This window comes from Bacillus sp. LNXM65 (genome assembly GCF_002998575.1).
Classification (GTDB): domain Bacteria; phylum Bacillota; class Bacilli; order Bacillales; family Bacillaceae; genus Bacillus.
In genome coordinates, this window is the sequence record NZ_PVRB01000005.1 from 268,433 (window position 1) to 293,547 (window position 25,115).

General features: G+C 40.7%; 24 protein-coding genes. 10 read left to right on the forward strand and 14 right to left on the reverse strand.

What is annotated here, in order from left to right:
- The first annotated feature begins 73 nt into the window (after positions 1-73).
- Complete coding sequence (locus tag C6Y03_RS11920) at positions 74-1,066, forward strand: LLM class flavin-dependent oxidoreductase (protein WP_106039358.1); 993 nt, start codon at positions 74-76, stop codon at positions 1,064-1,066.
- A 210-nt stretch (positions 1,067-1,276) separates the two neighbouring features.
- Positions 1,277-2,317 (forward strand): acyltransferase family protein, encoded by a 1,041-nt coding sequence (locus C6Y03_RS11925; protein ID WP_060595475.1) that lies wholly within the window; start codon positions 1,277-1,279, stop codon positions 2,315-2,317.
- Between the two features lie 20 nt (positions 2,318-2,337).
- Here the strand turns inward: C6Y03_RS11925 and C6Y03_RS11930 are convergent, their stop codons facing one another.
- Positions 2,338-3,117 carry a glucose 1-dehydrogenase gene (locus C6Y03_RS11930; protein WP_106031550.1) on the reverse strand — a complete coding sequence of 260 codons (780 nt, stop codon included), beginning with the start codon at positions 3,115-3,117 and terminating at the stop codon, positions 2,338-2,340.
- A 119-nt stretch (positions 3,118-3,236) separates the two neighbouring features.
- On the reverse strand, positions 3,237-3,665 hold the full coding sequence (locus tag C6Y03_RS11935) for a cell wall hydrolase (RefSeq protein ID WP_034664257.1): 429 nt from the start codon (positions 3,663-3,665) through the stop codon (positions 3,237-3,239).
- A gap of 539 nt (positions 3,666-4,204) precedes the next feature.
- On the opposite strand from C6Y03_RS11935, the gene C6Y03_RS11940 reads away from it, so the two are divergent.
- Complete coding sequence (locus C6Y03_RS11940; protein WP_106039359.1) at positions 4,205-5,263, forward strand: DUF4352 domain-containing protein; 1,059 nt, start codon at positions 4,205-4,207, stop codon at positions 5,261-5,263.
- Positions 5,264-5,347: 84 nt separating this feature from the next.
- Here the strand turns inward: C6Y03_RS11940 and C6Y03_RS11945 are convergent, their stop codons facing one another.
- On the reverse strand, positions 5,348-5,683 hold the full coding sequence (locus C6Y03_RS11945) for a hypothetical protein (RefSeq protein WP_060595472.1): 336 nt from the start codon (positions 5,681-5,683) through the stop codon (positions 5,348-5,350).
- Between the two features lie 375 nt (positions 5,684-6,058).
- Between C6Y03_RS11945 and C6Y03_RS11950 the strand changes: the two genes are divergently transcribed.
- On the forward strand, positions 6,059-6,610 hold the full coding sequence (locus C6Y03_RS11950; RefSeq protein ID WP_106037061.1) for a hypothetical protein: 552 nt from the start codon (positions 6,059-6,061) through the stop codon (positions 6,608-6,610).
- Between the two features lie 56 nt (positions 6,611-6,666).
- Here C6Y03_RS11950 and C6Y03_RS11955 read toward each other — a convergent pair whose 3' ends face one another.
- Positions 6,667-7,842 carry an ABC transporter permease gene (locus C6Y03_RS11955; protein ID WP_060595471.1) on the reverse strand — a complete coding sequence of 392 codons (1,176 nt, stop codon included), beginning with the start codon at positions 7,840-7,842 and terminating at the stop codon, positions 6,667-6,669.
- Positions 7,842-8,582, reverse strand: a complete 741-nt coding sequence (locus tag C6Y03_RS11960) for an ATP-binding cassette domain-containing protein (RefSeq protein WP_024427223.1) — start codon at positions 8,580-8,582, stop codon at positions 7,842-7,844. The genes C6Y03_RS11955 and C6Y03_RS11960 overlap by 1 nt, the downstream gene beginning before the upstream one ends.
- A gap of 161 nt (positions 8,583-8,743) precedes the next feature.
- Between C6Y03_RS11960 and C6Y03_RS11965 the strand changes: the two genes are divergently transcribed.
- Positions 8,744-9,445, forward strand: a complete 702-nt coding sequence (locus C6Y03_RS11965; RefSeq protein ID WP_060595470.1) for a LytR/AlgR family response regulator transcription factor — start codon at positions 8,744-8,746, stop codon at positions 9,443-9,445.
- Between the two features lie 11 nt (positions 9,446-9,456).
- The gene (locus C6Y03_RS11970) at positions 9,457-10,422 is read left to right on the forward strand and encodes a sensor histidine kinase (protein ID WP_106039360.1); all 966 of its coding nucleotides are present in this window, start codon (positions 9,457-9,459) and stop codon (positions 10,420-10,422) included.
- Positions 10,423-10,453: 31 nt separating this feature from the next.
- Here the strand turns inward: C6Y03_RS11970 and C6Y03_RS11975 are convergent, their stop codons facing one another.
- Positions 10,454-11,383, reverse strand: a complete 930-nt coding sequence (locus C6Y03_RS11975; protein ID WP_106039361.1) for an aldo/keto reductase — start codon at positions 11,381-11,383, stop codon at positions 10,454-10,456.
- 455 nt (positions 11,384-11,838) lie between these two features.
- On the opposite strand from C6Y03_RS11975, the gene C6Y03_RS11980 reads away from it, so the two are divergent.
- Positions 11,839-12,879 carry a DUF4352 domain-containing protein gene (locus tag C6Y03_RS11980; protein ID WP_066031374.1) on the forward strand — a complete coding sequence of 347 codons (1,041 nt, stop codon included), beginning with the start codon at positions 11,839-11,841 and terminating at the stop codon, positions 12,877-12,879.
- 53 nt (positions 12,880-12,932) lie between these two features.
- Here C6Y03_RS11980 and C6Y03_RS11985 read toward each other — a convergent pair whose 3' ends face one another.
- The 3 genes from C6Y03_RS11985 to C6Y03_RS11995 form a co-directional block, all read right to left on the reverse strand.
- Positions 12,933-14,018, reverse strand: a complete 1,086-nt coding sequence (locus C6Y03_RS11985; RefSeq protein ID WP_066031375.1) for an SEC-C metal-binding domain-containing protein — start codon at positions 14,016-14,018, stop codon at positions 12,933-12,935.
- 191 nt (positions 14,019-14,209) lie between these two features.
- Complete coding sequence (locus tag C6Y03_RS11990; RefSeq protein ID WP_066031376.1) at positions 14,210-15,151, reverse strand: response regulator; 942 nt, start codon at positions 15,149-15,151, stop codon at positions 14,210-14,212.
- Positions 15,152-15,155: 4 nt separating this feature from the next.
- Entirely contained in the window at positions 15,156-16,442 is a 1,287-nt protein-coding gene (locus C6Y03_RS11995; RefSeq protein ID WP_106039362.1) for an ATP-binding protein, read from the reverse strand.
- Between the two features lie 519 nt (positions 16,443-16,961).
- Here C6Y03_RS11995 and C6Y03_RS12000 point away from each other — a divergent pair.
- Together C6Y03_RS12000 and C6Y03_RS12005 are read left to right on the forward strand one after the other, a co-directional pair.
- Complete coding sequence (locus C6Y03_RS12000) at positions 16,962-17,942, forward strand: glutaminase (RefSeq protein ID WP_008342152.1); 981 nt, start codon at positions 16,962-16,964, stop codon at positions 17,940-17,942.
- 33 nt (positions 17,943-17,975) lie between these two features.
- Complete coding sequence (locus C6Y03_RS12005) at positions 17,976-19,403, forward strand: alanine/glycine:cation symporter family protein (RefSeq protein WP_034664280.1); 1,428 nt, start codon at positions 17,976-17,978, stop codon at positions 19,401-19,403.
- A gap of 39 nt (positions 19,404-19,442) precedes the next feature.
- Here C6Y03_RS12005 and C6Y03_RS12010 read toward each other — a convergent pair whose 3' ends face one another.
- The 5 genes from C6Y03_RS12010 to C6Y03_RS12030 form a co-directional block, all read right to left on the reverse strand.
- Positions 19,443-20,303, reverse strand: coding sequence for an alpha/beta fold hydrolase (locus C6Y03_RS12010; protein ID WP_106039363.1), 861 nt, complete (start codon positions 20,301-20,303; stop codon positions 19,443-19,445).
- Between the two features lie 213 nt (positions 20,304-20,516).
- Positions 20,517-20,855 carry a DUF4288 domain-containing protein gene (locus C6Y03_RS12015; protein WP_034664284.1) on the reverse strand — a complete coding sequence of 113 codons (339 nt, stop codon included), beginning with the start codon at positions 20,853-20,855 and terminating at the stop codon, positions 20,517-20,519.
- Positions 20,856-20,985: 130 nt separating this feature from the next.
- Positions 20,986-21,351, reverse strand: a complete 366-nt coding sequence (locus C6Y03_RS12020; protein WP_058015219.1) for a VOC family protein — start codon at positions 21,349-21,351, stop codon at positions 20,986-20,988.
- 99 nt (positions 21,352-21,450) lie between these two features.
- On the reverse strand, positions 21,451-22,833 hold the full coding sequence (locus C6Y03_RS12025; RefSeq protein WP_060595461.1) for an amino acid permease: 1,383 nt from the start codon (positions 22,831-22,833) through the stop codon (positions 21,451-21,453).
- Positions 22,834-22,899: 66 nt separating this feature from the next.
- Positions 22,900-24,408 (reverse strand): class I adenylate-forming enzyme family protein, encoded by a 1,509-nt coding sequence (locus tag C6Y03_RS12030; RefSeq protein ID WP_060595460.1) that lies wholly within the window; start codon positions 24,406-24,408, stop codon positions 22,900-22,902.
- Between the two features lie 262 nt (positions 24,409-24,670).
- On the opposite strand from C6Y03_RS12030, the gene C6Y03_RS12035 reads away from it, so the two are divergent.
- A complete protein-coding gene (locus C6Y03_RS12035) occupies positions 24,671-25,108 on the forward strand; it encodes a MarR family winged helix-turn-helix transcriptional regulator (RefSeq protein WP_060595459.1) in 438 nt (145 codons plus the stop codon).
- Positions 25,109-25,115: the final 7 nt, after the last annotated feature.

Genomic DNA, 25,115 nt, shown 5'->3' on the forward strand with positions numbered 1-25,115 from the left:
TTTCCTTCTATTCATGGATTTCTTTATACTTGAGATGAAGAACATGGACCGTTTCGATGAAAGGATGTTGATAATGCCATCACTTCACATATTAGATCAAGTCGCTATTCCTAAAGGTCAGACAGCCCAAGAGACATTGATTCACACAACGCAGCTGGCTCAGCTTGCGGAAACTCTTGGGTATGAGCGTTATTGGTTTGCTGAACACCACAGCACAAGAGGGCTCGCTAGTACAGCACCTGAAATATTAATGGCTCATATTGCCGCTCATACATCAACCTTACGTACCGGGTCTGGCGGCATTTTACTTCCGCAGTACAGCCCTTTTAAAGTAGCAGAGGTCACGCGGCAGCTTGAGGCCCTTTATCCTGGACGAATTGAAATCGGTGTCGGCAAATCTCCGGGCGGGATTGAAAGGACGAGACTGGCTTTGACGGACGGCGTGCATAAAGACCTGTCTCAGTTTGACCGCCAGCTGAAGGATCTTCTATTTTACTTATCAGACAGCCTGCCTTCTGGGCACCCACATGCAGGAGTCAAAGCTTCTCCGCTTGTTGATGCTCATCCGCCGGTTTGGCTGCTTGGGCTAGGAGAAAATAGTGCCATGCAGGCGGCGGAGTTTGGGATCAACTATATTTTTGGTCATTTTATCCACCCTGCACGCGGCAAGCAAGCATTTGAGACGTACCGGTCTCACTTTTCTCCATCTGTCTTTTCCGGGCAGCCGCACGCTATGTTTGCTGTTTTTGTCATCTGTGGTGAAACAGATGAAGAGGCCGACCAGATCGCCAGCAGTACAGATTTATGGCTGCTGCGTGTTGAAAAAGGACTGGACAGCCGCGTACCTTCTATAGAAGAAGCCAGTTCCTATCACTACACCACGCAGGAAAAGAAAAAAGTGTTACAAAACCGCCAGCGGATGATTGTTGGCTCAAAGGCAACGGTGAAAGAGCAATTACTTAGCTTGATGGACCGCTATCAAACGGATGACATCATGATTCTAAACAATTCCTTTGATCCGATCGAAAAACAGCGCTCCTTCAAACGAATCGCAGAATTATTTTGAAGCCAATCCCCTTGGCTTCTTTTTTTCATTGTCATAGAAAATGGGAAATGTAACATCAAGATGTCAAAATCCTTCCGTCTGTCATCTGATCGCAAATGTGTCTTCTAATCGTTAGCGAACTGTAAACGCATAAGGGGTGTACCTTTTATATAGTAGAGGTACATATTCAAAGAATCGTTTACGACGCTAGAAGGAAGGAGATGACAGGCCATGAAAAAGAGACTCGATTGGGTCGATGCGGCTAAAGGAATCGGCATTCTGCTCGTGGTCATGGCGCATGTGCCCATTCCAGATTCTTTAAAGCAATTCATTTACTCTTTTCATATGCCGCTTTTCTTTTTACTATCAGGCATGATGTTTCGATCATCCTCACACCCTGCTCTGTCATTTATTCAGAAGAAAGCCAAGAGCTTACTCTTACCCTATCTCTATTTCTCCATCATTACGTATGTTTTCTGGTTCTCCGTTACTCGTTTTTTTGCCTTTAAGGGACAAACGGATATTGACCCTTTCGTTCCGTTTACAGGTATTTTTATATCCAATGCAGATGAAGCTAGACTCACGCATAACCCAGCCATCTGGTTTTTAACGACGCTCTTTTTAGTGGAAATTATATTTTTCTTTATGCACCGTCTGACAAAAGGGAAACCTGCTGTCCTGATCTTACTGACCGTTTTTTGCGGAGGTGCTGGATATGTCTCTACATTGCTTTTAGACCAAAGTCTTCCTTGGAATGCCAATGTCGCCTTGACGGCTGTTGTGTTTTATTCAATTGGATTTTTGGCAAAGCAATGGTTTGTGGAATTAAAAACAGATCCAACCCTTCTTCTATGTACAGGTCTGCTTGTACTGACGGCTTACATGCAAAGCTTGAATTCACGGATCGATATGCGCGTTAACGACTATGGCGATCTCTTTCTTTTCTATGCATGTGCACTGCTCGGTTCAGCTGCCGTGATTTATTTAAGCTTTAAATTCAAAACGTCCCCAATTTTGACGTATCTCGGACGAAATTCTATTGTTATTCTTGTCTTGCAGTTTGCCGGCATCGATATCATGAAAGCATTTGTTTATTATGGACTTGGTATCAATATTGCGGATACAGCGCAGCTCTCTTGGACACTCTTTTATACAATCGGGACTTTGCTGCTTATGGTGCCGTGTATCTCCTTCCTGAGCAAGTATCCGATGCTGCTCGGCAAACCAGCCAAAACAGCACACCGCTACGAACAAAAAACATCCGCCGGCTGATCGGGCGGATGCTTTTTGTATTAATCATTGATTTGAGAAGGATAAAGCGTCATTCCTCCATCCACAAATAAGGTGGTGCCTGTGATATACGAAGCTTCCTTAGATACGAGGAATGCAGCGGCGGACCCAATCTCCTTCGGTTCGCCAAAGGCTCTCATCGGAATCTTTTCAAGCTGTTTTTGTTTTTTCTGTTCATCCTGCAAATCATCATTCGATTCGGTTCCCATTGTACCTGGTGCAATCGCATTGATCCGAATCCCTGCTTCCGCATAATCAAGAGCCAGCGTCTTCGTCATCATATTCATTCCACCTTTGGAAGTGGAATAGTGAACATTGAACGGGCGCGGTATTTCCTGATGGACACTGGATATATTTAAAATGGACCCTTTGATGTCATGCTCCATCATATAGGCGATCGCAGCCTTTGCTCCTAAAAAGGCGCCTGTGATATTGACATCAATGACTTTTTGCCATTGTTCAAGCGTCATCTCATGCGGCATCGCTTCTTCGCCATTAAAGCCTGAATTATTAACGAACACATCTACTGTACCGAAATGCTCCAGTGCTGTATCCATGATGGCTTGAATTCCTTCCTCTTCGGAGACATCTGCGTGTACTTTCACCGCTTGACCTCCGCGCTGCTGAATGGCTTGTACCGTTTCTTCAGCACCCTCTTCATCGCCTTTATAGTTCACAACCACATTCATTTGCTCTTGTCCAAATCGTAATGCGATGGCTTGTCCGATTCCTTTTGAAGAACCTGTGACAATGGCTGTTTTCCCTTTTAAATCTTGATACATCTTCATTTCCCCCAATCACGTGCTTCATCTTGTTGATACACAATGGTTACCCATTTTGAAAAAAAGAAAAACACAACCCTCTGCAATCGTTGACTAAGAGGATTGTGCTGTTCATCAAGCTAAAAGGTGTTATAGACATTTTCACATGTTTCACCGGTTGGCTGATAAAAGCAATGCGACTTATACCTTGCCACAAACGGCTGATTGTACCAAGTCGGTGGACAATTTCCAGGCGGTTTAAAATACCAAAGGCTGAATTTTGCCGGCCAAAATCGTTCTCCGTTAATATTCCTACGCGCTAGTGCTTTTTCCGTTTCTCGTGCTCGTTGATAAAAATAACCATGCGTGACCGCTTCAAATGCATGCTCCTGATAAATCATTTGTGGAATCGTACGCAGCCCTTTAAAGTCAGAGCAGTTGGCACGCAACCGGTTGATGCCTACATTTCCTACGAGCAGCATCCCTTGCTTCCCTTCACCTTCTGCCTCCGCTCTCAGCAGTCTGGCCATTAGATCAATATCAGAGCTTGTCGCTCTTACCACTGCCATACATCCACCTCCATTTCGTTTCTCTTTTATTTTATGTGGTCTTTCTGTCTAGATGACTGCCATTTTGACGGGAAAAGACACTTTCCATGTCGGGAGCCTGTCTAAATACCTCAATATTTTGCTGGACATGTGTCTCTCTGGCAACAACACACAAACCAAGTAATCATGCGCATAACAGGAAAAAATATTCATTACTATAGACTCATTTACAAGTCATAAAAATCCTTCTAATTGCTACACCATTATCAAAAACAGTCATTTGAACCTATTCAACAATCCGACTCAAAACCTTAAAATATAAAATGTTGAGTTTTTACAGGAGACATCAAATCATAATTTACAAGTTTCTCCTCTCAACTTAGTGTCATTTTTACTATTTGAAGCTGTGCAAACTTAGAAACGCACTGAAGTATTGACAGTACTTTCGCTTCATTCTACAGTAAAAAACATACAGTATTTTTCTTTTTGTGCAAAAAGAATGATATGAACTAAAGCTTTCCAATGAAATTCACCATAAAACCCGAGGAGGAAAACATCTCATGTTTAAAAAGAAATTATCCCTGTTTCTTCTAATCTTGTGTGTCACTGTTGTCGCTGCTGCTTGTAGTGGTGGAAAAGAAAAGTCAGCTGCAAAGGAAAAAGATACAAAATCCCTTGATGCAGCAGAAGTAAAGGTAGAAAGTGCTGAGTACACATTACCACCTCAATACGATACATCTGTACAGGATGATCAGTATGTACTAAAAGTGAACGTATCTGTAAAAAATATCAGCAAAGAGCCTCTAAATGTTGATAAAAGCAACTTCACGCTTTACCAAGATGACGCACAGGTGTCTACGATCTCTCCAGATGACTACAACGAAGTATTATCTTCAAGCTCTCTAAATGCAGACAAAGTATCAAAAGGCGGTCTTTTCTTTGTTGTTGATAAAGACAAAGACTATCAGCTTGTATACACAGAGCCAGGCACTGGTTCTAAAAAAGATGACAAAACACTAGAGTTTGATATTAAAGGGAAAGACTTAATGAAAAAAGCAGATACACTTCAAGCATCTGCAAAAGCCCTTTCTTCTTATATTGATGTGATGATTTTTGGTAAGAATAACGACGAGTTCGAAAAACTAACAGGTGATAACAAATCAACCGTTATCAACGAATTTGATAAATCATTCAAACAAGGCTACATCACGTCATCAGGTATTTCTTCTAGCTCAGCGAAGGACGAAAACCTTGATAAGCTTCTAAAAGCTGTAAAAGAAACATTAGCTGAAAAATCAAAAGTATCAACAAAAACAAAAGCCATCAGTGGTGATAAAGCTGTCGTGACTGTAACTCTTACACCAATTGATGCAAGCCCGCTTGTCGATCGTTTAAAAGAAAAAGCGACTGAGTTCTACAGCAAAAACCGTACAGCATCTTATGATGAAGCACAAAAATATTTACTCTCCATCTACCCAGAAGAGTTCAAAAAATTAGGACCTTCATCTTCTGAAGAAACAGTAGAAGTCAACATGAAGAAAAATGACATCGACCAATGGAAACTTGATTTGAACGATTACAAAACAAGCTCATTAGTTGAAAAGTTCATCAAGAACTAATGAAAAACCCCCGATGCCGGGGGTTTTTTGTTTGATCCCTATATTTAGTTCCGAATTGCAGCCAAGAAAGTAAGATACGGTCTATTATGAAGGATTTTCTTTTACAGCTTCATACTCTTTTATCACCTCAACCGGATCAACCGCATCCTCCTCTTGTGCGTATTCCTCTACATAAGGGTCCATTAATTTCTCAAACTTTTGCTCATCATCTACTAAAGCAACATACGTTTCATATCCTTCAAAATCAGATGGATATAAATGTGCAACGGAACTACCCGTTTCTAATGCCTCATCTATCGCTTTTCTTAATTCCAATAACCCTTTCCTGTTTCCCAAAATAAACGCTTCAAAATGGTGTGTTTGTTGAGCATATATATTACATAACTCTAGCACATCATCATCATCTGTTTGATAAGACATACACCAATCACCTCTTTAATTAAATTAGGATAATAATGTCATTTCTCCTTCTATTATGCCATTTCTTTTGTCCGATCGTGAACCTCTTTTATATGAATCTCTGGATATAAAAAAACTTGCAGAAAAAATCTACAAGTTTTTAGCTTTTTTATTTCGCAAGCATTCACTTTTCTTTCATAAACAAACTTCTCACGCTGCCAAACATCAATTACTTACATAGTACGTGAATATTAAGAATGGGATAGCAAAGTAATACGTATCTAGCTGCGTAGCTCCTGCTCTCATGGTATTATTATCACTGGCATCCCTATAAAAGAACTCCAAAAGCTCATTCATTCTACGGAGGTCCTGTTAAATAATTAATAGAGGTGAATCATGTATAATTACGAAAAGCTATATAAACAGTATTTATATAAAAAAGATCAATTGATTTTTACTAAAGAACGAGTCGCTGAGATGATAACGTCTAAATTTAAAGCTAGAGAATTTTCAAAAACAAAAATTTTAGATTTAGTAAATGATGATCACTTTGAGTATAATAAGATATATAAATGTTTTGTCATAGATGATCCAAGTATATTGATTCAATTGTTTTCAAATGAGGAAAAAAAGAATCATCGTGAAGAAATACTTGATAATCGTGAACATCCCTTAAACCCCAAGAGAGTCAAAGAATGGGAGTATAATCACTTATTGCTTGATGAACAAGAAGGTAGAAGAATTGATATCATTTTAGAAAGTAAAGATGGATTATATATTTCAGAATCTCAAGTAAGAGCTAGCTGCGAAAAGCTTGATAGGTATTTAAATGCTTTAATTGTAGGTGCAATTATTGAAAATGAGTTAGAAGAATATCCAGTTGATATTCATAACGAGTATTTTCAATTTTATTTAGAGAACTTGGATCAATTCGGTTTCTTAAACTAAAACATACGGTGATCGGCATTCACTTGAAAACGCCCTCTATCATAGAGGGCGTTTCTTTATTTTGCAAGCATCCACTTTTCTTTCATAAACAAGCTTCTCACGATGACAAACAAGATGACGACTGCGAGGGCTGAGGAGCCGAGTGTCAGAGTGATGGACATCGGATCGATGATGCCAAACATCAATTGCTTACACAATGCATGAATATTAAGGAATGGGACAGCAAAGTAGTACGTATCTAGCTGCGTAGCACCTGCTCTCATGGTAAAGAACATTGGGATCACACCTAATGTAATGATCATGGACATGTACGATTGCGCTTCTTTCACTGAGCTTGAAACGACACTGAGCAGCAGTTCAATCATCGATACCATGAATGAGAAGATGATAAGCGCCGCAAACATGACGGCGATAATGCTCCACATTTGATCACCAAAGTTCAGTGCTTGTTTTAGCTTTTCTGTAAAGAGCAGCGTGGATAAAAGCAGCATGCCGATCGCCACAATTCCACTTAAAATCCCGAACATGGAGACAGCAAGCCATTTTCCTATGAGAATATGAAGTCTGCTGGCAGGTGTCAGGAACAACGCTTCAATGGATTTCCGGTCTTTTTCACCCGCTACAATATCAAGCGCAGCTGGCAAAGCTCCTGAGATAACGGAGGTCACCAAAATCATCGGAAGGAGAATCGACAAAAGCATAGCGGTCATTCCATTTTCCCCTTCATCGCCTTCTTCTACATCAACGGCCTGCACCTGAAATGGATGAATAACAGATGTATTGATTTGATCAGCGGCTAAACGCTTTTCTACGATTTGGTTTTGATACTGCTCCAGTAAGGATTGCAGCATTTGAACCGCGATGACCGAATCATCATCTGTTGTGTACCCATGAATTTTAATCGCAAATGATTTTTGATGCTGAAGCATGTCGTCAGCCTCTTTCGGCATTTCCAGGTAAGCATTCGCCTTCCCTTCTTTGACAGCTTGCTGCGGGTCATCAAATGTTTCAAGCGTGAGGTTTTTGACCTCTTTGATCATTTGATTCATTTCAGTTGGAAGCTTTTCATTGATTGCGACCGTATAGGTTTCATCCCCTGGATCTGCAATCATGCTTTCATAAAAGAACACCAGTCCAAGCATCGTCAAAAGAGGAATCAGCACTGTTAAGAGTAAGGTTTTTCGGTCCCTTAGCGCATCTGTCATTTCTTTTAAAAATACGGTTTTCCACATTATGAAATCCCCCTAGCGAGCTTCGACATAAAGATATAGTTCAAGTCATCACTTTGTTCCTGTGTATATAATTCTGGAAGTGTTCCTTTGTACACAAGCTCTCCTTGATGAATCATCATGACACTGTCACAAAGCTGGCTGACTTCTTCCATGATGTGGCTTGAAAAAAGGATGGTTTTATTTTGCTGCTTGAGCTGATGAATAAAGTCTCTGAAAATATTACTTGATGTGATATCCAAGCCTGTTGTCGGCTCATCAAATAAGATAATGTCAGGATCATGAATCAAGGTTCTGGCAATTGCCACCTTTTGTTTCATTCCTCTTGAGAATCCTTTCACCTTGCGATCCATATATTGTCTCATCCCAAAACGCTTTGCCAGATCCTCTATTCTTGCTTTGATTTCATGCTGGTCTAAGCCATATAATTTGCCAAAGTATTCAAGATTTTCTCGTGCCGTCAAACGATCGTAAAGCCCCGTCTCACCGCCAAACAAAACACCAATTCGCTTTTTCACTTCAGTTGCTTCTTTCACCGTATCAAAGCCTGCGACAGTGACTGTTCCGTGCGTAGGCTCTAATAATGTGGCTACGGCGCGCAATAATGTGGTTTTTCCTGCACCATTTTCTCCTAAGATGCCAACGACTTCCCCTTCCTTCACAGAGAACGTCATGTGTTTCATTGCTTTCACGACTTTTTTCTTATCTTTAAACCAGCAGCTGCAATCGCTGAGAGTAATCATTTGGTTCGCCCCTTTCAACTTTCTAAGTCTATGATAGAAAAAATAACGCTTCCCTGACATAAAAATGTCGCGAAACGTCCTTTTTCTGTCTTGAAATGATCTATTTTAAAAAAACAAATGGTAAAATAGACAAATAATAAGAAGAGTCACAGGTGATTTTTATGATAAAAGTAGGTCTCGTTGATGATTACCGAGTAGATTTAGAAAAACTGCATGCCATTGTGGGCAGAATGGAGGCTGTGGACATTGTCTTTGTCACGCAGTCAGCAGAGGATGCATACGAGAAGGTCAAACAGGGAGACATTGACCTGTTGTTCGCAGACATTGAAATGCCCGGAATGTCCGGTTATGAATTAGCGGATCTCATTCACTCTCACGCACTGAATGTCGATGTTGTATTTGTGACAGGAAACAGCGGATATGCGGTCCATGCGTTTGATTTAAATGTTCATGATTATATTATGAAGCCCTATCAAGCCGATCGAATTGCCAAATCCTTAGATCGCTATCTGTCCACCAAGCAGGAGAAAAGCATTCATGGACGGCTTCTCATTAAGCAGCAGTCAGATATTCATGTGCTGCAAAAGAAGGATGTCATTTTTGTTGAGCGAACAGGACGGTCAACCACCATTGTCACAACAACAGGAGATATCCAGACATATCAGACATTAAACGAGTTAAAAGGCGATCTGGCTGAAAGAGATTTTATCCGCTCCCACCGATCGTTTATCATCAATATTCATTACATTAAGAACTTCTCGGCGTATGCCAAAAATTCGTTTATCGTGTCTTTTGAAGGTACGGATAAAAAAGCCATGATGACCAAGCAGCAATTAGAATACTTTAAGAAATACTATTTTTAAGGAGAACGAACGTGAACGCTTTCTATCTTGGATTCCGCATGTATGCTCTCATATGGCTAGGTCTTGCATTTCATGCAGCTGTTGAAGCTTTTCTGCCGCTATCATCTGGGGTGCTGTGGCTCCTCACCTTTTGTGTGATTTGTCTTTATACATTCTTCATGTACAAAAGGTTTTTGCCTCATGTGAGTGGTTATGTGATGCTGGGCGCTTTTGTGCTCTTCACCTGTGCAGGTCTTTCCCTTTTTCTGACGCAAGGAAATGGGATGAGCTCTCTTTTGGCTTTTATAATCATCATGACAGCAGATATCCTTTCATTGAAGATGATGCAGACGGAGAGACGGTTAAATGGACGGCTTCAAGAGCTGATCAACGCAGAATCAAGAACCAATGAATTGCTGCTTGAGCTGCGCAGTAAACATCATGAAACAGCTAGACATTTAAATGCCTTTTCCGCGTCGAACGACGAACATGAGATCAAGGATTTGATTCAGCAATACGTGAAACATTTCCCATGGATTAAAGGAGAAAATGCTTATTTGGCCTCAACCCTGCACTCCTTTTTTGAGCGGGCTGAAAAAGAGGACATTGCCCTTTCACTAGACCTTCAAGCACCTTTTTCATCGCTTCCGTTTTCTAAGGCGGATCAGGTTAGTTTTACTGGCAACCTGCTTGATAATGCCCTAGATGCGGCGATTGAAGCGAAGCAAGCCGGGAACGAGGGAAGCATCTCAATCACGACCTCTATTCGGAGCGGGCTCTTTTTAATCCATTGTGAGAACAGCACAAAAGGAATGGAAAAACACGTGTTAGACCATTTGTTCAAAACCTATGGGCGCTCGACAAAAGGCGGCGATCATCAAGGAATGGGGACGTATATCATTCATCAGCTTGTTGAAAAGGCAGACGGTAAACTTGATTTCACTTACCGTTCTCCAAATTTGCGGCTCGTCATCAAAATTCCCCTTACGATGTCATAAAAAAAAGGTGCAGCTGAGCACCTTTTTTATGTTAAGAGAAAATGTGGTCAATTTGATTGATTTCCTCTTTTGTTAATTGAACATCGTTTGTTTTTAGGTTTTGCAGAACTTGCTCAGCTCGTTTTGCACCTGGAATGATGGCGTCGATGCCGTCCTGCGCTAAAAGCCAAGCCAGTGCGACGTGTGCCGTTTCAGCGTTCTTTGATTGTGCAATTGCCTTCAGCTTGTCTACTTTTTCGAGGTTTTGCAGGAACACCTCGCCTTGGAAAAGCGGGTCTTTTGCTCGAATATCATCAAATGTCGCATCCTTCGTAAATTTCCCAGTCAACAGGCCTGACGCCAACGGGAAATAAGGAATAAAGGAAATACGATGCTCGACACAGTATGGGAGAAGATCCTGCTCTGCCTCACGTTTCAGCAGAGAATACTCCGACTGAAGCACGTCTAAGTAGCCATCTCGATTAAAGGCTTGAAGCTGTTCAAAATCAAGGTTTGATGCACCAATTGCCCTGATTTTTCCTTCATCCTTCAATTCCTTTAATGTGCCTGCTACTTCTTCCAGCGGCGTCCGGCCGTCCGGGAAATGCATATAGTATAAATCAATATAATCTGTTTGCAGTCGTTTCAGGCTATTTTCGACCTGCTCTCTTAAAAAGTCCCGGCTGTTATCCAGTTCAATTTGTCCGTTTACTTCTTTATGAGCCCCCTTTGTCGCAAGGACAAGGTTTTCTCTGCCGCCTCTTTTGGCAATGATCTCACCGATCAATTCCTCTGAACGGCCCAGCCCATAAATAAAAGCAGAATCTAAGAAATTGACACCTTGATCAAGAGCCGTCTCCACAAGCTCTCGTCCGGCATCTTCACTCAGGTTCGGGAACAAATTATGTCCACCTACCGCATTCGTACCAAGCCCTATCGGATTCACCTGTAAATCAGTTCGTCCAAGCGTTACCTTTTTCAAAAGCTCATCTCCCTTATCTGCTTAATCATCCTTATTTTCCCATGAATCCTTTTCAACATTCAAGTATCCTGCTCTCTGAAAATTAACATAGCAGGTAGATGCTGAAAAAATGAAGGGACGTATAGTCATCTCTCTAAAAGCATTAACACCTTCACTTCAAGATTTTTACCTAAAAAACATTTAAAACCCATGATAAATCTATAAATTAATTCTTATTAACTAGTATATTAGACTTACAAAATTCCTTTTATTAAAGATGTTTGTGTAAATTTCTTTCAAAGATAGGGATTAAAACCTATTCCTCATCATGATTGAATTTCGATAGAATGAATAGTGCAAATCGTCATAAGGAGATTTTCCCCTTTAACACCCGAATATACCATTCTATCTGTTTCTTTTTTCATAGTCAGATAGCGGGAATGAAATGACGAAAGAAAAGCAAAGGAGCATCAACTGTGAATCTAAAAAAAATAAGTGCACTCCTCATGATTTCATTCGTGATGATCATCTCTGCAGCCTGCCAGAGCTCAGCCAAATCAAGCAACGCTGATCAAAAATCAACAAAAACAGCAGAGGTAAAAGTCAATAGCTACGAATATACGTTACCAGAAGACTCAACAACTACGCTAAGAGACAATGAATTGGTTTTAAAAGTCAACTTGACGATCACAAACAAAGGTGACAAAGCCCTTTCATTATATAACTCTGACTTCTCCCTTTATCAGGACGATGCCAAAGTATCTGATTTAAAATTTTACGGCAGTAAAGACCGCCTTGACCTCGGTTCATTGAACAAAGGCAAATCACAATCAGGTGCTCTTTATTTCCTAGTAGACAAAGGGAAAAAATATCAGTTCGTGTACCAAGACAGCATCAAGAAAAACAGTGATTCGATCGAAATCAACCTAGATGGAAACAAAATACTGGATACAGCGAAAAAGCTGGATAACCCTGCAAAGGCGCTATCCGCTTATACCGATATGATTGTCTTTGACAAAAAGAACGATCAATTTGCCGATTTAACAGGTGACAACCAATCGGATGTCGTCAATAAATACCACGAAATGTTTGTCAAAGACTTCAAAAGAAGTGCCGGAATGTACGGAAATGAAGTAAGTGATCGTGATATTCTGTCTATGTATAAACGCATTCAAAACACCATGAAGGATAAAGCCAAAGTAGAAACAAGTGTGAAAACCATCTCTGATGACGAGGCGAAGGTTGTCGCTCAAGTAACAGGCATTGATGCTTCTAACTTAAAAGACAAGCTAGACAAGCAAAGAGACGAGTTTTACAACGGCAAGATCCGCTCTAAAGAAGAATTGTATAAGAAAAGCTTAGACATGTACGCGTCTGAATTCGAGAAGCTTCCCCCAGTCTCCAGCCCAGCTGAATACGAAGTGAAAATGAAACGTAATGGGGATGGTCAGTGGAAAATTGACCTCAACGATTATAATACATCGCAGTACATGAGCGGTTTTATTAAAACAAGATAAGCATCAACAAAAAAGACGCTGGCCCATGAAGGTGCCGCGTCTTTTCTATTATGCTATACAGTCGCCTCTTGCTCTTCTTTCACCGCTTTTTCAATATCTTTAAAACGGCTCGATACAGTAGACGCACTAATGCCATACTTTTTCGCTATTTGCGCTTGAGAAAGCGGGGCATCGCTTGCAAGTGAATGAATGTAATATTCGATTCCCGCAGCAAATGATGCTGCTTTACGGATCACAGGTGATTTCTGATCACAATAGGCTTTCCACACAGTTAAAGCGCCATCTGTCAGGCTTTGATCACCGTGTTCCTTCATTCCGTCTTCAATCAGCTTAGCTGTTTCCAGCTGAACGTCACTTGCCCAGTCCATACGATCTGCTGATAGACCAGTATCGCCTTCTGTTTGAGCAGATGTTTCTGATTCTTCTACTTCTTGCTTCGCAAACATGCACTTCAGCACGTCAGGGAATGATTCTCTCATAAATGTACTGCGTGCCCCTCCATTTGCCTCATATGCTTCAACAAGCTGACGAACCTGAAGAAGAAGCGTATCTGTAAACTCTTTCGCAAACATCGTATATTGAATGAAAAACTCTGCTTTTTCTTCAAATTGAACAGGGAATCCAAGCACGAGACTTCCTTTTTCAGGCAAGACTGTTTGATCCGGTTTTACATCTACTTCAACCTTCTCAGCTGTCACCATATTCTCAAAGTAAAGAGACTCGTCCGTTTTTTCATTTAATAAAAGCAAAGATGGTTCCATGTTTGTCCATGATTGAACCACTTGTTTTGTTTTCGGACGGGTAATATCCTCTGCTTTCTTTGTCAGAAATTCTTGGAAGATGGTTTCTTTCTGATCCGTTAATGGACGGAAGAAAATGCCCCATACACTCAAATGGAAAACTGAAATTTGTTGCGTTTCTTTATCCATATCTGCAAGGAAAGAAAACTCATTAATGAATTGATTGATGGCTCTCTGATGCTTAGAGAAAGCATAATTCATTAAATCCTTTTGAACTTGTACAGCTTCCTTAAACACAAGCTCAGACGTTTGTTCTCCGCCTGACTTTTGACCACAGCAATGTTTATATTTTTTTCCGCTTCCGCATGGGCAGAGCGCATTTCGTTTAATTTTTCCCAAAATAAAACCTCCGACATTCTAGTCTAACCTCACTATTTTAACAAACGATTGCACAGGAGAGTTTTATTTTCAAGAAAAAAGAAAAATCAGAATGATCAGTTAAATAACAAAGATACATAAAGATCACGACAGATCATAGGAATAGCGGTCTTTTTCTGTTTATTTTCTCCAATCATTCCAACAGATTTTCTTCAGCTCATTCCCTCAAATAACTGCTTTGCTTCAAAATAAAAGATTTGAACAAACTTCTTCGTATTGACTCTGCCCGTCGATCCTGCGGATGAAGAGGTCTTCTGCATTTCTTTCATTCTTTGGCTGACATCGGTAAAGTCAAAAAACTTCGACGCATAGTGCTCAAATTTAGGATTCGAAAAATCTGTTAATCCTAGTGAAGCAAAATGATTCAAGGAATGGTGAATAGCTCGTCTAATCCGCTGCTCTGCCGCTTTCACTTCCCTCATCACTTCTACATCGGTTGCTCCATGATCCAGCTTCCTCTCCGCTGTTTTGATAAAGAGCTGCTTTAGCGGCGGGAAATTAACCTCATGAGAATTGGCTGACTGTGTTTCATGTAAGTAGATCAGGATCTCTAGTAAATCCTTAGAACCGCTCTCTCCGACAATTCCTAGTTCGGATAAGAGAAATTCCCCTGCCTCTTTCATCGTCCTTTTTTTCGCCCCAGCACCCGTCGTATCATGAGAAATTACAGGCTCTAACGGCAGCACATGGCGAAGGGAAGCTTGAATATCATATATCGATTTCTCCAGCTTAATACGCTCCATGACTTTTCGAATCACACTGACGATCTCAATTCGATTGACAGGTTTATGAATATAATATTCGATCCCTAATTCATAGGCTTCTGCCATCATCTCTTTCGCCTCTACTTGGGAAATCATCATGATTTTACCTTTGAATTCAGGGTGAATATGACGAATCGTTTGAATGCCGTCTCTAGCAGGCATTAAAAGGTCAATCAGAAGGATGTCTACTTTTTTTAGGTTCAATGAATGGGCTTCTAATCCAACTCCGTCATCGGCTTCATCTACGACTTCTCCCAAATCTTCATCCTCAATGATTTGACCTAAAATCGAGCGTATTGCACGATCATCATCTGCAATGAAAAATCGCATATACTCACCCTCTCTGTATTAAATTTTGTATAGGAAGGATTAGCTGAAAAGCTGTTCCCTTTGTTTCTCTTTGTTCGATTTTAATTTGACCGCCAAGCTCTTTAACCAGCTCTTTCACATAGGATAATCCAATCCCAGTTGATGGTGTTCCATATGCATCAAATTTAGAAGTATAGCCTGGATCAAATACAATTTCTCTCATCTTTTCAGGAATCCCCGGGCCATCATCTTCAATCCGAATCTCTATTTTATCATGACTTCCTTTTAATACGAGTGAGATCATTCCAGTATCCTTTATGGCTTCAACCGCATTTGCCATTAAATTATTAATCAGCGATAAGAAAATGAACACATGGTAATCATGCAAATGAATGCCCCTTATATCAGATGTAAAAGAGATGTTTTTTCCTAGAGATAACGCATATTTCTCTTGAATGCGGATGACAATCTGAACCAGCTCTTCAGCCTTCATATAGTCTTGCATATTTTCCTTAGAAATTAACTTCGAAAGACCAGCATAAATACGCTGATTGTCCTTTTTCACTTCATGGATTTCTCCTGCGAGCTTCAACAGCTCCTGACTCACTTTCTTGCCTGCTTCGTGTTCATGCAGCAGACGATAAAGTCTGTATGATTCTTGCGTAATATGCTCTGTATGTTTTAACGTTTTCTTTAAATGAACCGTTTCTTCATATAAATTTGAAATGACCATCATCATATGCTCATTTTGTTTCATGATCTGCTTCTCTCTTGATTGCGCCTCGTACAGCTTCATCATATTAAAAAAGCTGATCACCACAAAGCTGTGAGCAAACGCAATGAGAAACATATCACTCAGCTTTGATAATGTCATCGTCGTATCAAACACTAAAAATTGGACAAACAGCTCAACAAAATCAGCTACTAATTCGATCATGAGACCAATGATCCCAATAAAAATAGAGCGCTGTTTAAAACGTCCCGTACGGACGGCAAAAAACAGGAAAGCATATGTAAAATAGAAGAAGAAACTTGGGAATTGCTGATAAAATGATGCAGCCAGTCCAGCATTATGCTGAATCAGATCTAAGCCTACTCGAAAAAGCACAATGGCTGCGCCTGTTAAAAACCCAGGCAAAAACGGTCTAGATTTCCTTAAGAGTAATAAACAAAAGAAAAACGCAGGTGCGCCAAAGCTGATCCGGAACGTCTCATTCACAGGATAAAACTTCAGTTCTCCTGCAAGCGGCACAATAACCACCATAAAAATTAAAATGTATGCGTCTTTTTTGACAAGCTGGTTTAAACTCAAATGACTGACATCCCTTCCCCTTTTTGCATAGCCACAGTATACAAGGAGACTCTTTTCTTCACAATGTGCAAAAAAATAATTTTCACAGCTCCTTCTTTCCCCAAAAAATCTTTTTTTATGACTATTCTCCGAGGCGGCATGGTGACCTTTCAGCTATTCAGTTTTTTGGTGATTGTCTACAATAATGGGAATTGTTTAGACAATCATCGACAAACCGATTTTTATTTGTAAGTTTTTCTGTAGATTTTCGTCAGATTGTGTAGTTTCCAAGATAAATTGAATGAACAATTTTAGTGAAACTATATGTAAGCGTTTTCTGAATTTTCACTAAAAACCCTTTTTGTTTTTTCGCCGCCAAAGCCTTCAATTGAACATATATTTAGGTGTAAAGGAGTGGTACAAGCAGCGCATGACAAGTTCTTTGAAGATGTGTAACATGTTTTCGTGCCTATTTGATCGCATTTTTTGTCATCCGCCAATTCAATAGGGTACTTTTTGATTTTTGATTGGAGGAATCGTATGAAAACAGCAATTTCTAATAATACACAACACGCATGTCAGTCTTCTGTTGATCAATGGGCAGAAGAAATACGTCCGTATTACAAAAACGGGCAGAATGCTGGCTACATTCCAGCACTCGGAAAAGTGAATTCCTCTCAACTTGGTATCAGCGTGATAGGCCCAGATGGATCATCTGTACGTTACGGTGATTGGGACGTTCCCTTTACCCTACAAAGTATCTCAAAAGTCATCAGCTTTATAGCTGCCTGTTTAGGAAGAGGCGTACCATACGTCTTGGATCGGGTAGATGTAGAGCCAACTGGTGATGCATTTAATTCCATCTACCGCCTTGAGATGCATAAACCGGGGAAGCCCTTTAATCCAATGATTAATGCTGGAGCTATTACCGTATCCTCCATCCTTCCCGGAAAGACTTCTACAGAAAAGCTAGCATATATTTTTGATTTAATCGAAAACTTAATAGGTAAGCGTCCTTCTGTTAATGAAGAGGTTTATCAATCAGAATGGGCAACTGCGCATCGCAACCGGGCACTTGCTTATTATTTAAAAGAAACCAATTATTTAGAATCAGATGTCGAGGACACGTTAGAAGTGTACTTAAAGCAATGTTCCATCGAGGTCACAACAGAGGACATCGCCTTGATTGGACTGATTATATCAAGTGATGGCTACCATCCCTTTAAACAAGTCCAAGTCATCCCGAAAGATATCGCAAGACTTACAAAGGCATTGATGCTGACATGCGGCATGTATAATGCGTCTGGTAATTTTGCTGCTTTCGTAGGCGTTCCAGCCAAAAGTGGTGTATCTGGAGGAATTATGGCTTGCGTTCCGCCAAGCGCAAGAAGAGAATTCCCATTTCAGACAGGCTGTGGAATCGGTATTTATGGTCCCGCCATTGACGATTGCGGAAATAGTATTACCGGTGTCATGATGCTGAAAAAGCTCGCCAAAGAGTGGGATCTCAGTATTTTTTAAAATGAACAGTCATGAATTCGAAGAGGTGATGTTATGAACGAAAAAGCTTTGCTATCTTATTTAACAAATACAAATGATTTTATTTGGACTTATATTGTGATTGCTCTGTTACTTGGAGTAGGGGTCTACTTCACATATAGAACACGCTTCCTGCAAGTGAGAATGATTAAAGAAATGGTGCGTGTCCTGAAAGAAGGAAGAAAAGAAAAAGAGGGGATATCACCGTTCCAAGCATTTGCCATCAGTATGGCGGCACGTGTAGGAACAGGGAATATCACAGGGATTGCTATCGCCATTGCAATTGGTGGACCTGGGGCAATTTTTTGGATGTGGATCGTAGCCATTATCGGTTCTGCCTCAAGCTTTGTTGAAAGTACATTAGCCCAAGTGTATAAAGTGAAAGATAAAACAGGATTCCGCGGTGGACCTGCTTATTACATGGAAAAAGGGTTAAACAAGCGCTGGATGGGAATTTTATTTGCGATCCTAATTACAATTTCTTTTGGAATCGTCTTTAATGCGGTTCAATCAAATACGATCACCGTCGCTTTTGAAAACTCCTTTGGATTAGACCGTTTAACAGTCGGTATTGTAATGGCTGTTATTTTTGCAGCAATCATTTTCAAGGGAATCCAAGCCATTGCAAAAGCTTCTGAATACATTGTCGTTGTACTGGCTCTAGCTTATATCGGAATTGCATTCTTTGTTATTGTGACAAATATCACTGAACTTCCTGGTGTCATCAGTACGATTGTGAAACATGCCTTCGGGTTTGAACAGTTTGCTGGCGGAACACTAGGCGGGGCATTATTACAAGGGATTAAACGCGGTCTCTTCTCGAATGAGGCTGGTATGGGTAGTGCACCTAACGCAGCAGCAACAGCCGTGACAAGTCACCCTGTAAAACAAGGGTTAATCCAGGCATTTGGCGTATTAACAGATACGTTAATTATTTGTACGAGCACAGCCTTCCTTGTCCTATTCTCTGATGCGTACAAAACAACGAACCTGCAAGGAATTGAATTAACACAGGCTTCACTCAGTCAGCACATTGGGCCATGGGCCTCTGGATTCCTTGCTATCATGATTTTCCTATTCGCCTTTAGTACATTGATCGGTAACTATTACTATGGTGAAACGAACATTGAATTCCTTGGTGCCAACAAAATTTGGCTTAACATCTATCGAATTGCCGTTATTGGAATGGTTCTTTTCGGTGCAGTTGCAACTGTTCCTCTCGTTTGGGGTCTAGCCGATCTCTTCATGGGACTCATGGTCATCGTCAACCTCATCGCCATTACCATGCTGTCTAAGGTCGCCTTTGCAGCATTGAAGGATTATACGAGACAGAAAAAAGAAGGCAAGGACCCTGTCTTCTATAAAAATGCCGTTCCAAACAATGAGAAAATTGAATGCTGGGACGACGAACCTGCTTCGTTGAAAAAGAATCAAATCGGATAAATAAAAAAAGCTCTGGTCCTCTGATCAGAGCTTTTTTCTTTAGTTCAAAAATTCGAGTATGAGTTTGTTCACCACTTCTGGCTTTTCATGATTGATCCAATGAGAAGCATCATCGACAAAAATCAGCTGACCATTTGGGCAAATCTTCATCGTTTCCTTCGCCAGCTTTCTGCTTAAAAACTTGTCCTCCATCCCCCAGATCATGCGAACAGGTACTAAAATGCGTTTTGATATCGGCTTTTCAAAGCCGCCCTTTTTGATGGCGCGGTACCAATTCAGCATTGAGGTCATGGCACCTGGCTGCGTCCAAGCCAGCTTGTAGCTTAATACATCTTCCTTCGTGAACAAATGTGGTCTTGCAGTCAATCCAATGGCTTCATCCAGCTTTTGAAAGTGATTTTCCTGAAGTGCTGCCTCTGGCACATTCGGAAGCTGAAAGAAAGCGATATAGGAGCTCTTCTTCCACTGCGGGGGATAAAACGGAAGAACCTTCATCATGACCCGCGGATGCGGCATGTTGACAATGATTAATTTCTCTACATATTGAGAACGTGTGGATGCCAAATGCCAAGCAACTGCTCCGCCCCAATCATGACCACCCACAATCGCCTTTTGATTCGGACTAAGCGTCTTAATCAGCCCTACGATATCATCTCTCAGTTGATCTAATACGTAGGATTCGATTCCTTCTGGCTTATCACTTAGATGGTAGCCCCTTTGATCAGGAACGACGACACGATAGCCTGCCTCAGCGAGGGGCATGATTTGGTTCTTCCAGCCGTACCAGAACTCAGGAAACCCGTGCAGCAGTACAAGCAGCGGGCCATTCTCAGGTCCAGCCATTGCTGTGTGAAGTGTTACACCATTTGTTTGGATCGATTGAAATTCAATTTGCTCCATCCCTTTGCCACCCTTCTCCTTGTTCTTTTATTCTTCCAACATAGCATATTTTCCATTTTTCAGAAAATAAAAACACTCCCAAAAAAACCTTCACAATAGTGAAGGTCTTAGAATTTTGACCAAGGATCCTTGAACAGAGAAGATATGTATTTGTGCTAAATGACTAAATAACTAAAAAAGCAGACTCTAATCAGTCTGCTTTTTTTACGATTTTTATTTATCTAGAGAATATTTTTCTATTGCTTCTTTTGGAGATATTTCTTCATCAAATGAAAGATAACGACAATACACTTCACTTAAGTGAAGTGGTTCTTCTTCTAAATTGTCTACAAGTTCAAATATATCTAGGATTGCTACTAATTTTTTTGTTGTTTGTCCGTAATCCCCATTTCCAAATGTTTCTTCTGGAAAACTTTTTTCTATAATTTTTTTAACTTCATCTTGATCTTTTGCTTTGATTAATACGATTCTTTCTTCAAATATCTTATCAGGTCTAACTTTGGGAGACGGTATGGATTCAAACAATAATTTTGCTGAAAAGAGATCATACATAGATTTATCACCTGGATATTCAATAGATTTAAGGTAAATATAAGGGAATTGTTTTTTGAGGTTGCTGTGTCCACAATCATTTTTTATTTTTATATCATTGCATGATCTTTATTTAGCTCTTTGTCTTCATCTATTTCATATAATTCAGCACCCAGATCAACCCATTTTTGCGGTCCTGTACTTGTCCGTGAAGTGCACCAAAGAACGTATCCTGTAATTCGACCAGTACATCTCCGTCAGCTTCTAGCGCTTCATATACAGCCTTTAGTTCTTCTTCATTGTCAAACTGCATAATCAATCTGAGATGTTCGGGCTTTGGTGTGCGGCCAAACGTATCTGAAAAGTGAAGCAATGATTCTCCAAGGTGAAGTTCCGCATGCAGCACACGGTCTTGATGTTCATTTAAAATATGAATATCTCCGCCAAAAATTCCTTGATAATATTGAAGAGATTCCTTCACATCGTCTACCACAATATAAGGACTAACGCTAATCATACCCTTCATCCTCCTCTTGTCCGTCCATCTTCTCTTTTATAGCTTATCCCAAATCGTATGAAAAAAGGCACAAATCGTCAACGGATTTGCACCTTTTTCTCATGAAGCTTTCGCTAATTCACTATGTTTGTTTGAATACGCTGCGTACATGACGACACCGATTAACAGCCAAACACCAAAGTAAAGCCACGTCCGGCCTGGTAAGTTGAGCATAAGGAACAAGCAGCAGCCCATTGAGATAATCGGCAAGACCGGCACAAATGGAACCCGGAATCCCCTCTCAAGCTGCTGATGTGTCTTTCTCAAAATGAGCACAGATAAACTCACCATCGCAAACGTCAATAAAGCACCGATATTCGCTAAATTGGACAAGTCCTTTAAATCAATAAACCCTGAAATAACAGCTGTCATGCCGCCAATCATCCATATGCTTGCAACAGGCGTATCGCTTTTGTTTGTTTTCGAAAACACTTTAGGCAAAAGTCCATCTCGTCCCATCGCATAAGCAATTCGAGTTGCTGCATAATTATTGGCGAAAATCACAGCCATCAATCCAATGACCGCACCGACAGAAATAATACCGGCTACGCTATTTTGATGTACACTTTGCAACACATAGGACATAGCCTCTGTGACATTCAGTTTTGTATAGTGCACCATACCTGTCATGATCAAACAAACGACAATGTAAATGATCGTGCAAATGAGTAATGAGCCAATAATGCCAATTGGCAGATTCCGCTGCGGATTTTTCACCTCTTCCGCAGAAGCAGAAATCGCATCAAATCCTAAAAAGGCAAAAAATACAGCAGCAGCACCGGCAATGACGCCTTCTGCACCAAATGGCATGAACGGCTGCCAATTGGATGGCTGTACATAAAACCCGCCTACTACAATGAAAAGAACAATAATACCGAGTTTCACAAACACCATGATATTATTGAATTTTTTACTTTCCTTCGTTCCTCTAGATAAGATCCACGCAATCAGTAAGGCAATGATAATGGCTGGCAGATTCATATATCCGCCTTGTTCTGGCCCCGCTAAAAATTGATGGGGAATCGAAATGCCAAACCCCTCAAGCAAGCTGTTGAAATAACTCGACCAGCCACTGGCGACAGCTGAAGCAGTCAGCATATAAACGGACAATAAAGTCCATCCCATTAGATGCCCGACAAGCTCACCCATCGTTGTATATGAATAAATGTATGCACTGCCGAATACAGGCAGCGCTGAAGCCATTTCTGCATAGCAAAGTGCTGCCAAACTGCACACAATCGCTGCAATGGCAAAGGAGAAAATGACAGCCGGTCCTGCATCCTTAGCCGCTGTAATTCCGGTTAACACCATGACCCCCGTGCCGATCACTGCCCCTATACCGAGGAGCGTGAGATCGAGCCCGCCCAGCGTTCTCTTTACCTTTTGCTGCCTGCTCTGTTCTAACAAATCGTGAATGTGTTTCTTACGAAGAATATGTCGCAAACCCTTTCCCTCCAAAACGTTAGAAAAACAAAAAATCATTCAAATTTCATTATAGCAGAATAGGTACTACGCATTCACAACCAATTCACGTAAATCTTTCTTCATGATTTTACCAAGCTTGTTTTTTGGCAGCTCCTGTGTGAAATGAATGGAGGGCACTTTGTAATCTGCCAAACGTTCCTGGCAATAGTTCACCACATCTTCTTCGGAGAAATCGGAGGATTCGTCTTTTACGATATACGCACTTGGCACTTCCCCATATAATTCGTCCGGTACCCCGATGACAGCTGACTCAATCACACCTGGAATTTGTTCAATAATCTCTTCTACTTGGTCAGGATAGATATTATCCCCGCCGTACAGAATCACATCTTTGTATCTGCCTGTGATGAAAAGAAAACCGTCTTTATCTAGATAGCCTGCATCCCCCATATGGAACCAGCCATCTTTCAGCACCTTCTCAGTAGCGTCAGGCTGATGATAGTAGCCTAGGAAATAAAATGGACTTCTCATGACGACTTCGCCAATTTCTCCTGCTGGCAATGTCTCCTCTGTCTCAGGATGCACGATTTTCACATCTACATCCGCATCCACTTTACCGGCAGAGCCCATTTTATCCTCACCCATCGCTGGATGCCACGCACTGACAATCCATGCTTCCGTACTTCCATAGCCATGCATCATCTGAATGCCTGCTTCTTTGTAATCTTTAATTAAGCGTACCGGCACCTTCGTACCGCCAGAAATCGCAATTTCAAAAGATGAGAGATCGTACGAACCGCGTTTCATTTCTTCTAGCATGTACGTGTAAGCTGATGGGAAAGCCATCATGAACGTAATTCTTTCTTTCTCAATCGTTTCTAAAATGCGTTTCGGTGTTGCATCATGTAAGAAGACAAGCGTATACCCTTCAATCGCAGCTGCGATCAGATGATTAATTGAACTCATATGATACAGCGGATGACTCGCCAAGTACCGTTTTCCTTTCAGATCAAATCCTCGATTCCCATGTCTTGTTAAAAATTGATAAATTCGTCCATGCCCGACCATACAGCCCTTTGGATTGCCCGTTGTTCCAGAAGTGAATAAAATCATCGCTAAATCCTCTTCTGATACCTCATCAGCAAGATGACTTCCATCATTTGAAGCCAAAATGTCTTCAAACAGCTGGGTTGTTTTCGCATTGGCACCGGATTCCACCATCAGACAATCTTCTAAAGACACATTCACTGCCGCAATGATGTCACGGAATTCACGGTCAAAAAATAAAGCCTTTGGCTCTGCTTTTTTCAAAATACCTTCCAGCTCAAAAGAAGTAAGCTGCCAGCTAAGCGGAACTGCGACTGCACCTGCTTTGATGGCTGCCAGCATAATCGTTGAAAAGTGATGATGGTTTTGACAAATAAAGCAAACGCGGTCTCCTTTTCGAATCCCCTTTTGATATAAGTAATGAGCGAGCTGGTCAATGCGTTTTGCATATTCTTCAAATGTATAAGACACACCCCCGCCAGTTACCGCTTCAATTTGTGAAGAGCGTTCCATTCTGTCGTTAAGTAATGCCTGTAAAGTATTCAATATCTTCATCTCCAAACGTTTGATTTACAATAGCCAATTTCCAGTGAATGGGGTTGGCAGATTTTATCTCATTCACATTCTAAAATAAAACCAGCTGAAAGTAAAATCATTTCATTTTGGAATTGTTCTTTATATTAATTGATAATATAGGTAATTTTATAGCCGTCTTCCATTTTGGTTTAAATGATGATAACTATTATGATAAGATAGACCTAGTAATTGATCGGAAAATGCGAACGCAATAGGAAAAGAGGTATGGAGAATGCAACATTTCGAGCTAGAGGCAAGTTTATTAGACCATGCGCTGACAAAGTATTTAAAGGCGACGAAGCAAATAGATGAAGAGAACATCCCGAAAAACGTCACGAATGTGAAAGGGTTTATTTTACGCATCATTTATCGCCATCAATCATGTACTGTGAAAAATATTCTGCAGGAAGTTTCATTATCTCCCTCTGCAACAACAACCGCTCTCAATCACTTAGAAGATGAAGGGCTGATTATCCGCTCTCGAAATAATAATGACCGCCGTACTGTATGGATTACACTCTCTGAATCAGGTGAACAAATCGCAAAACAAATGATCGACAACCGCCAGCTGCTTGTCAATCAGCTGTTCAACCATCTTTCAGAAGAAGATAAAAAAACATTTTTTGAATTAATCGAAAAAATGATGGACGAGCACACATTAAAGGCTTAGGAAACCT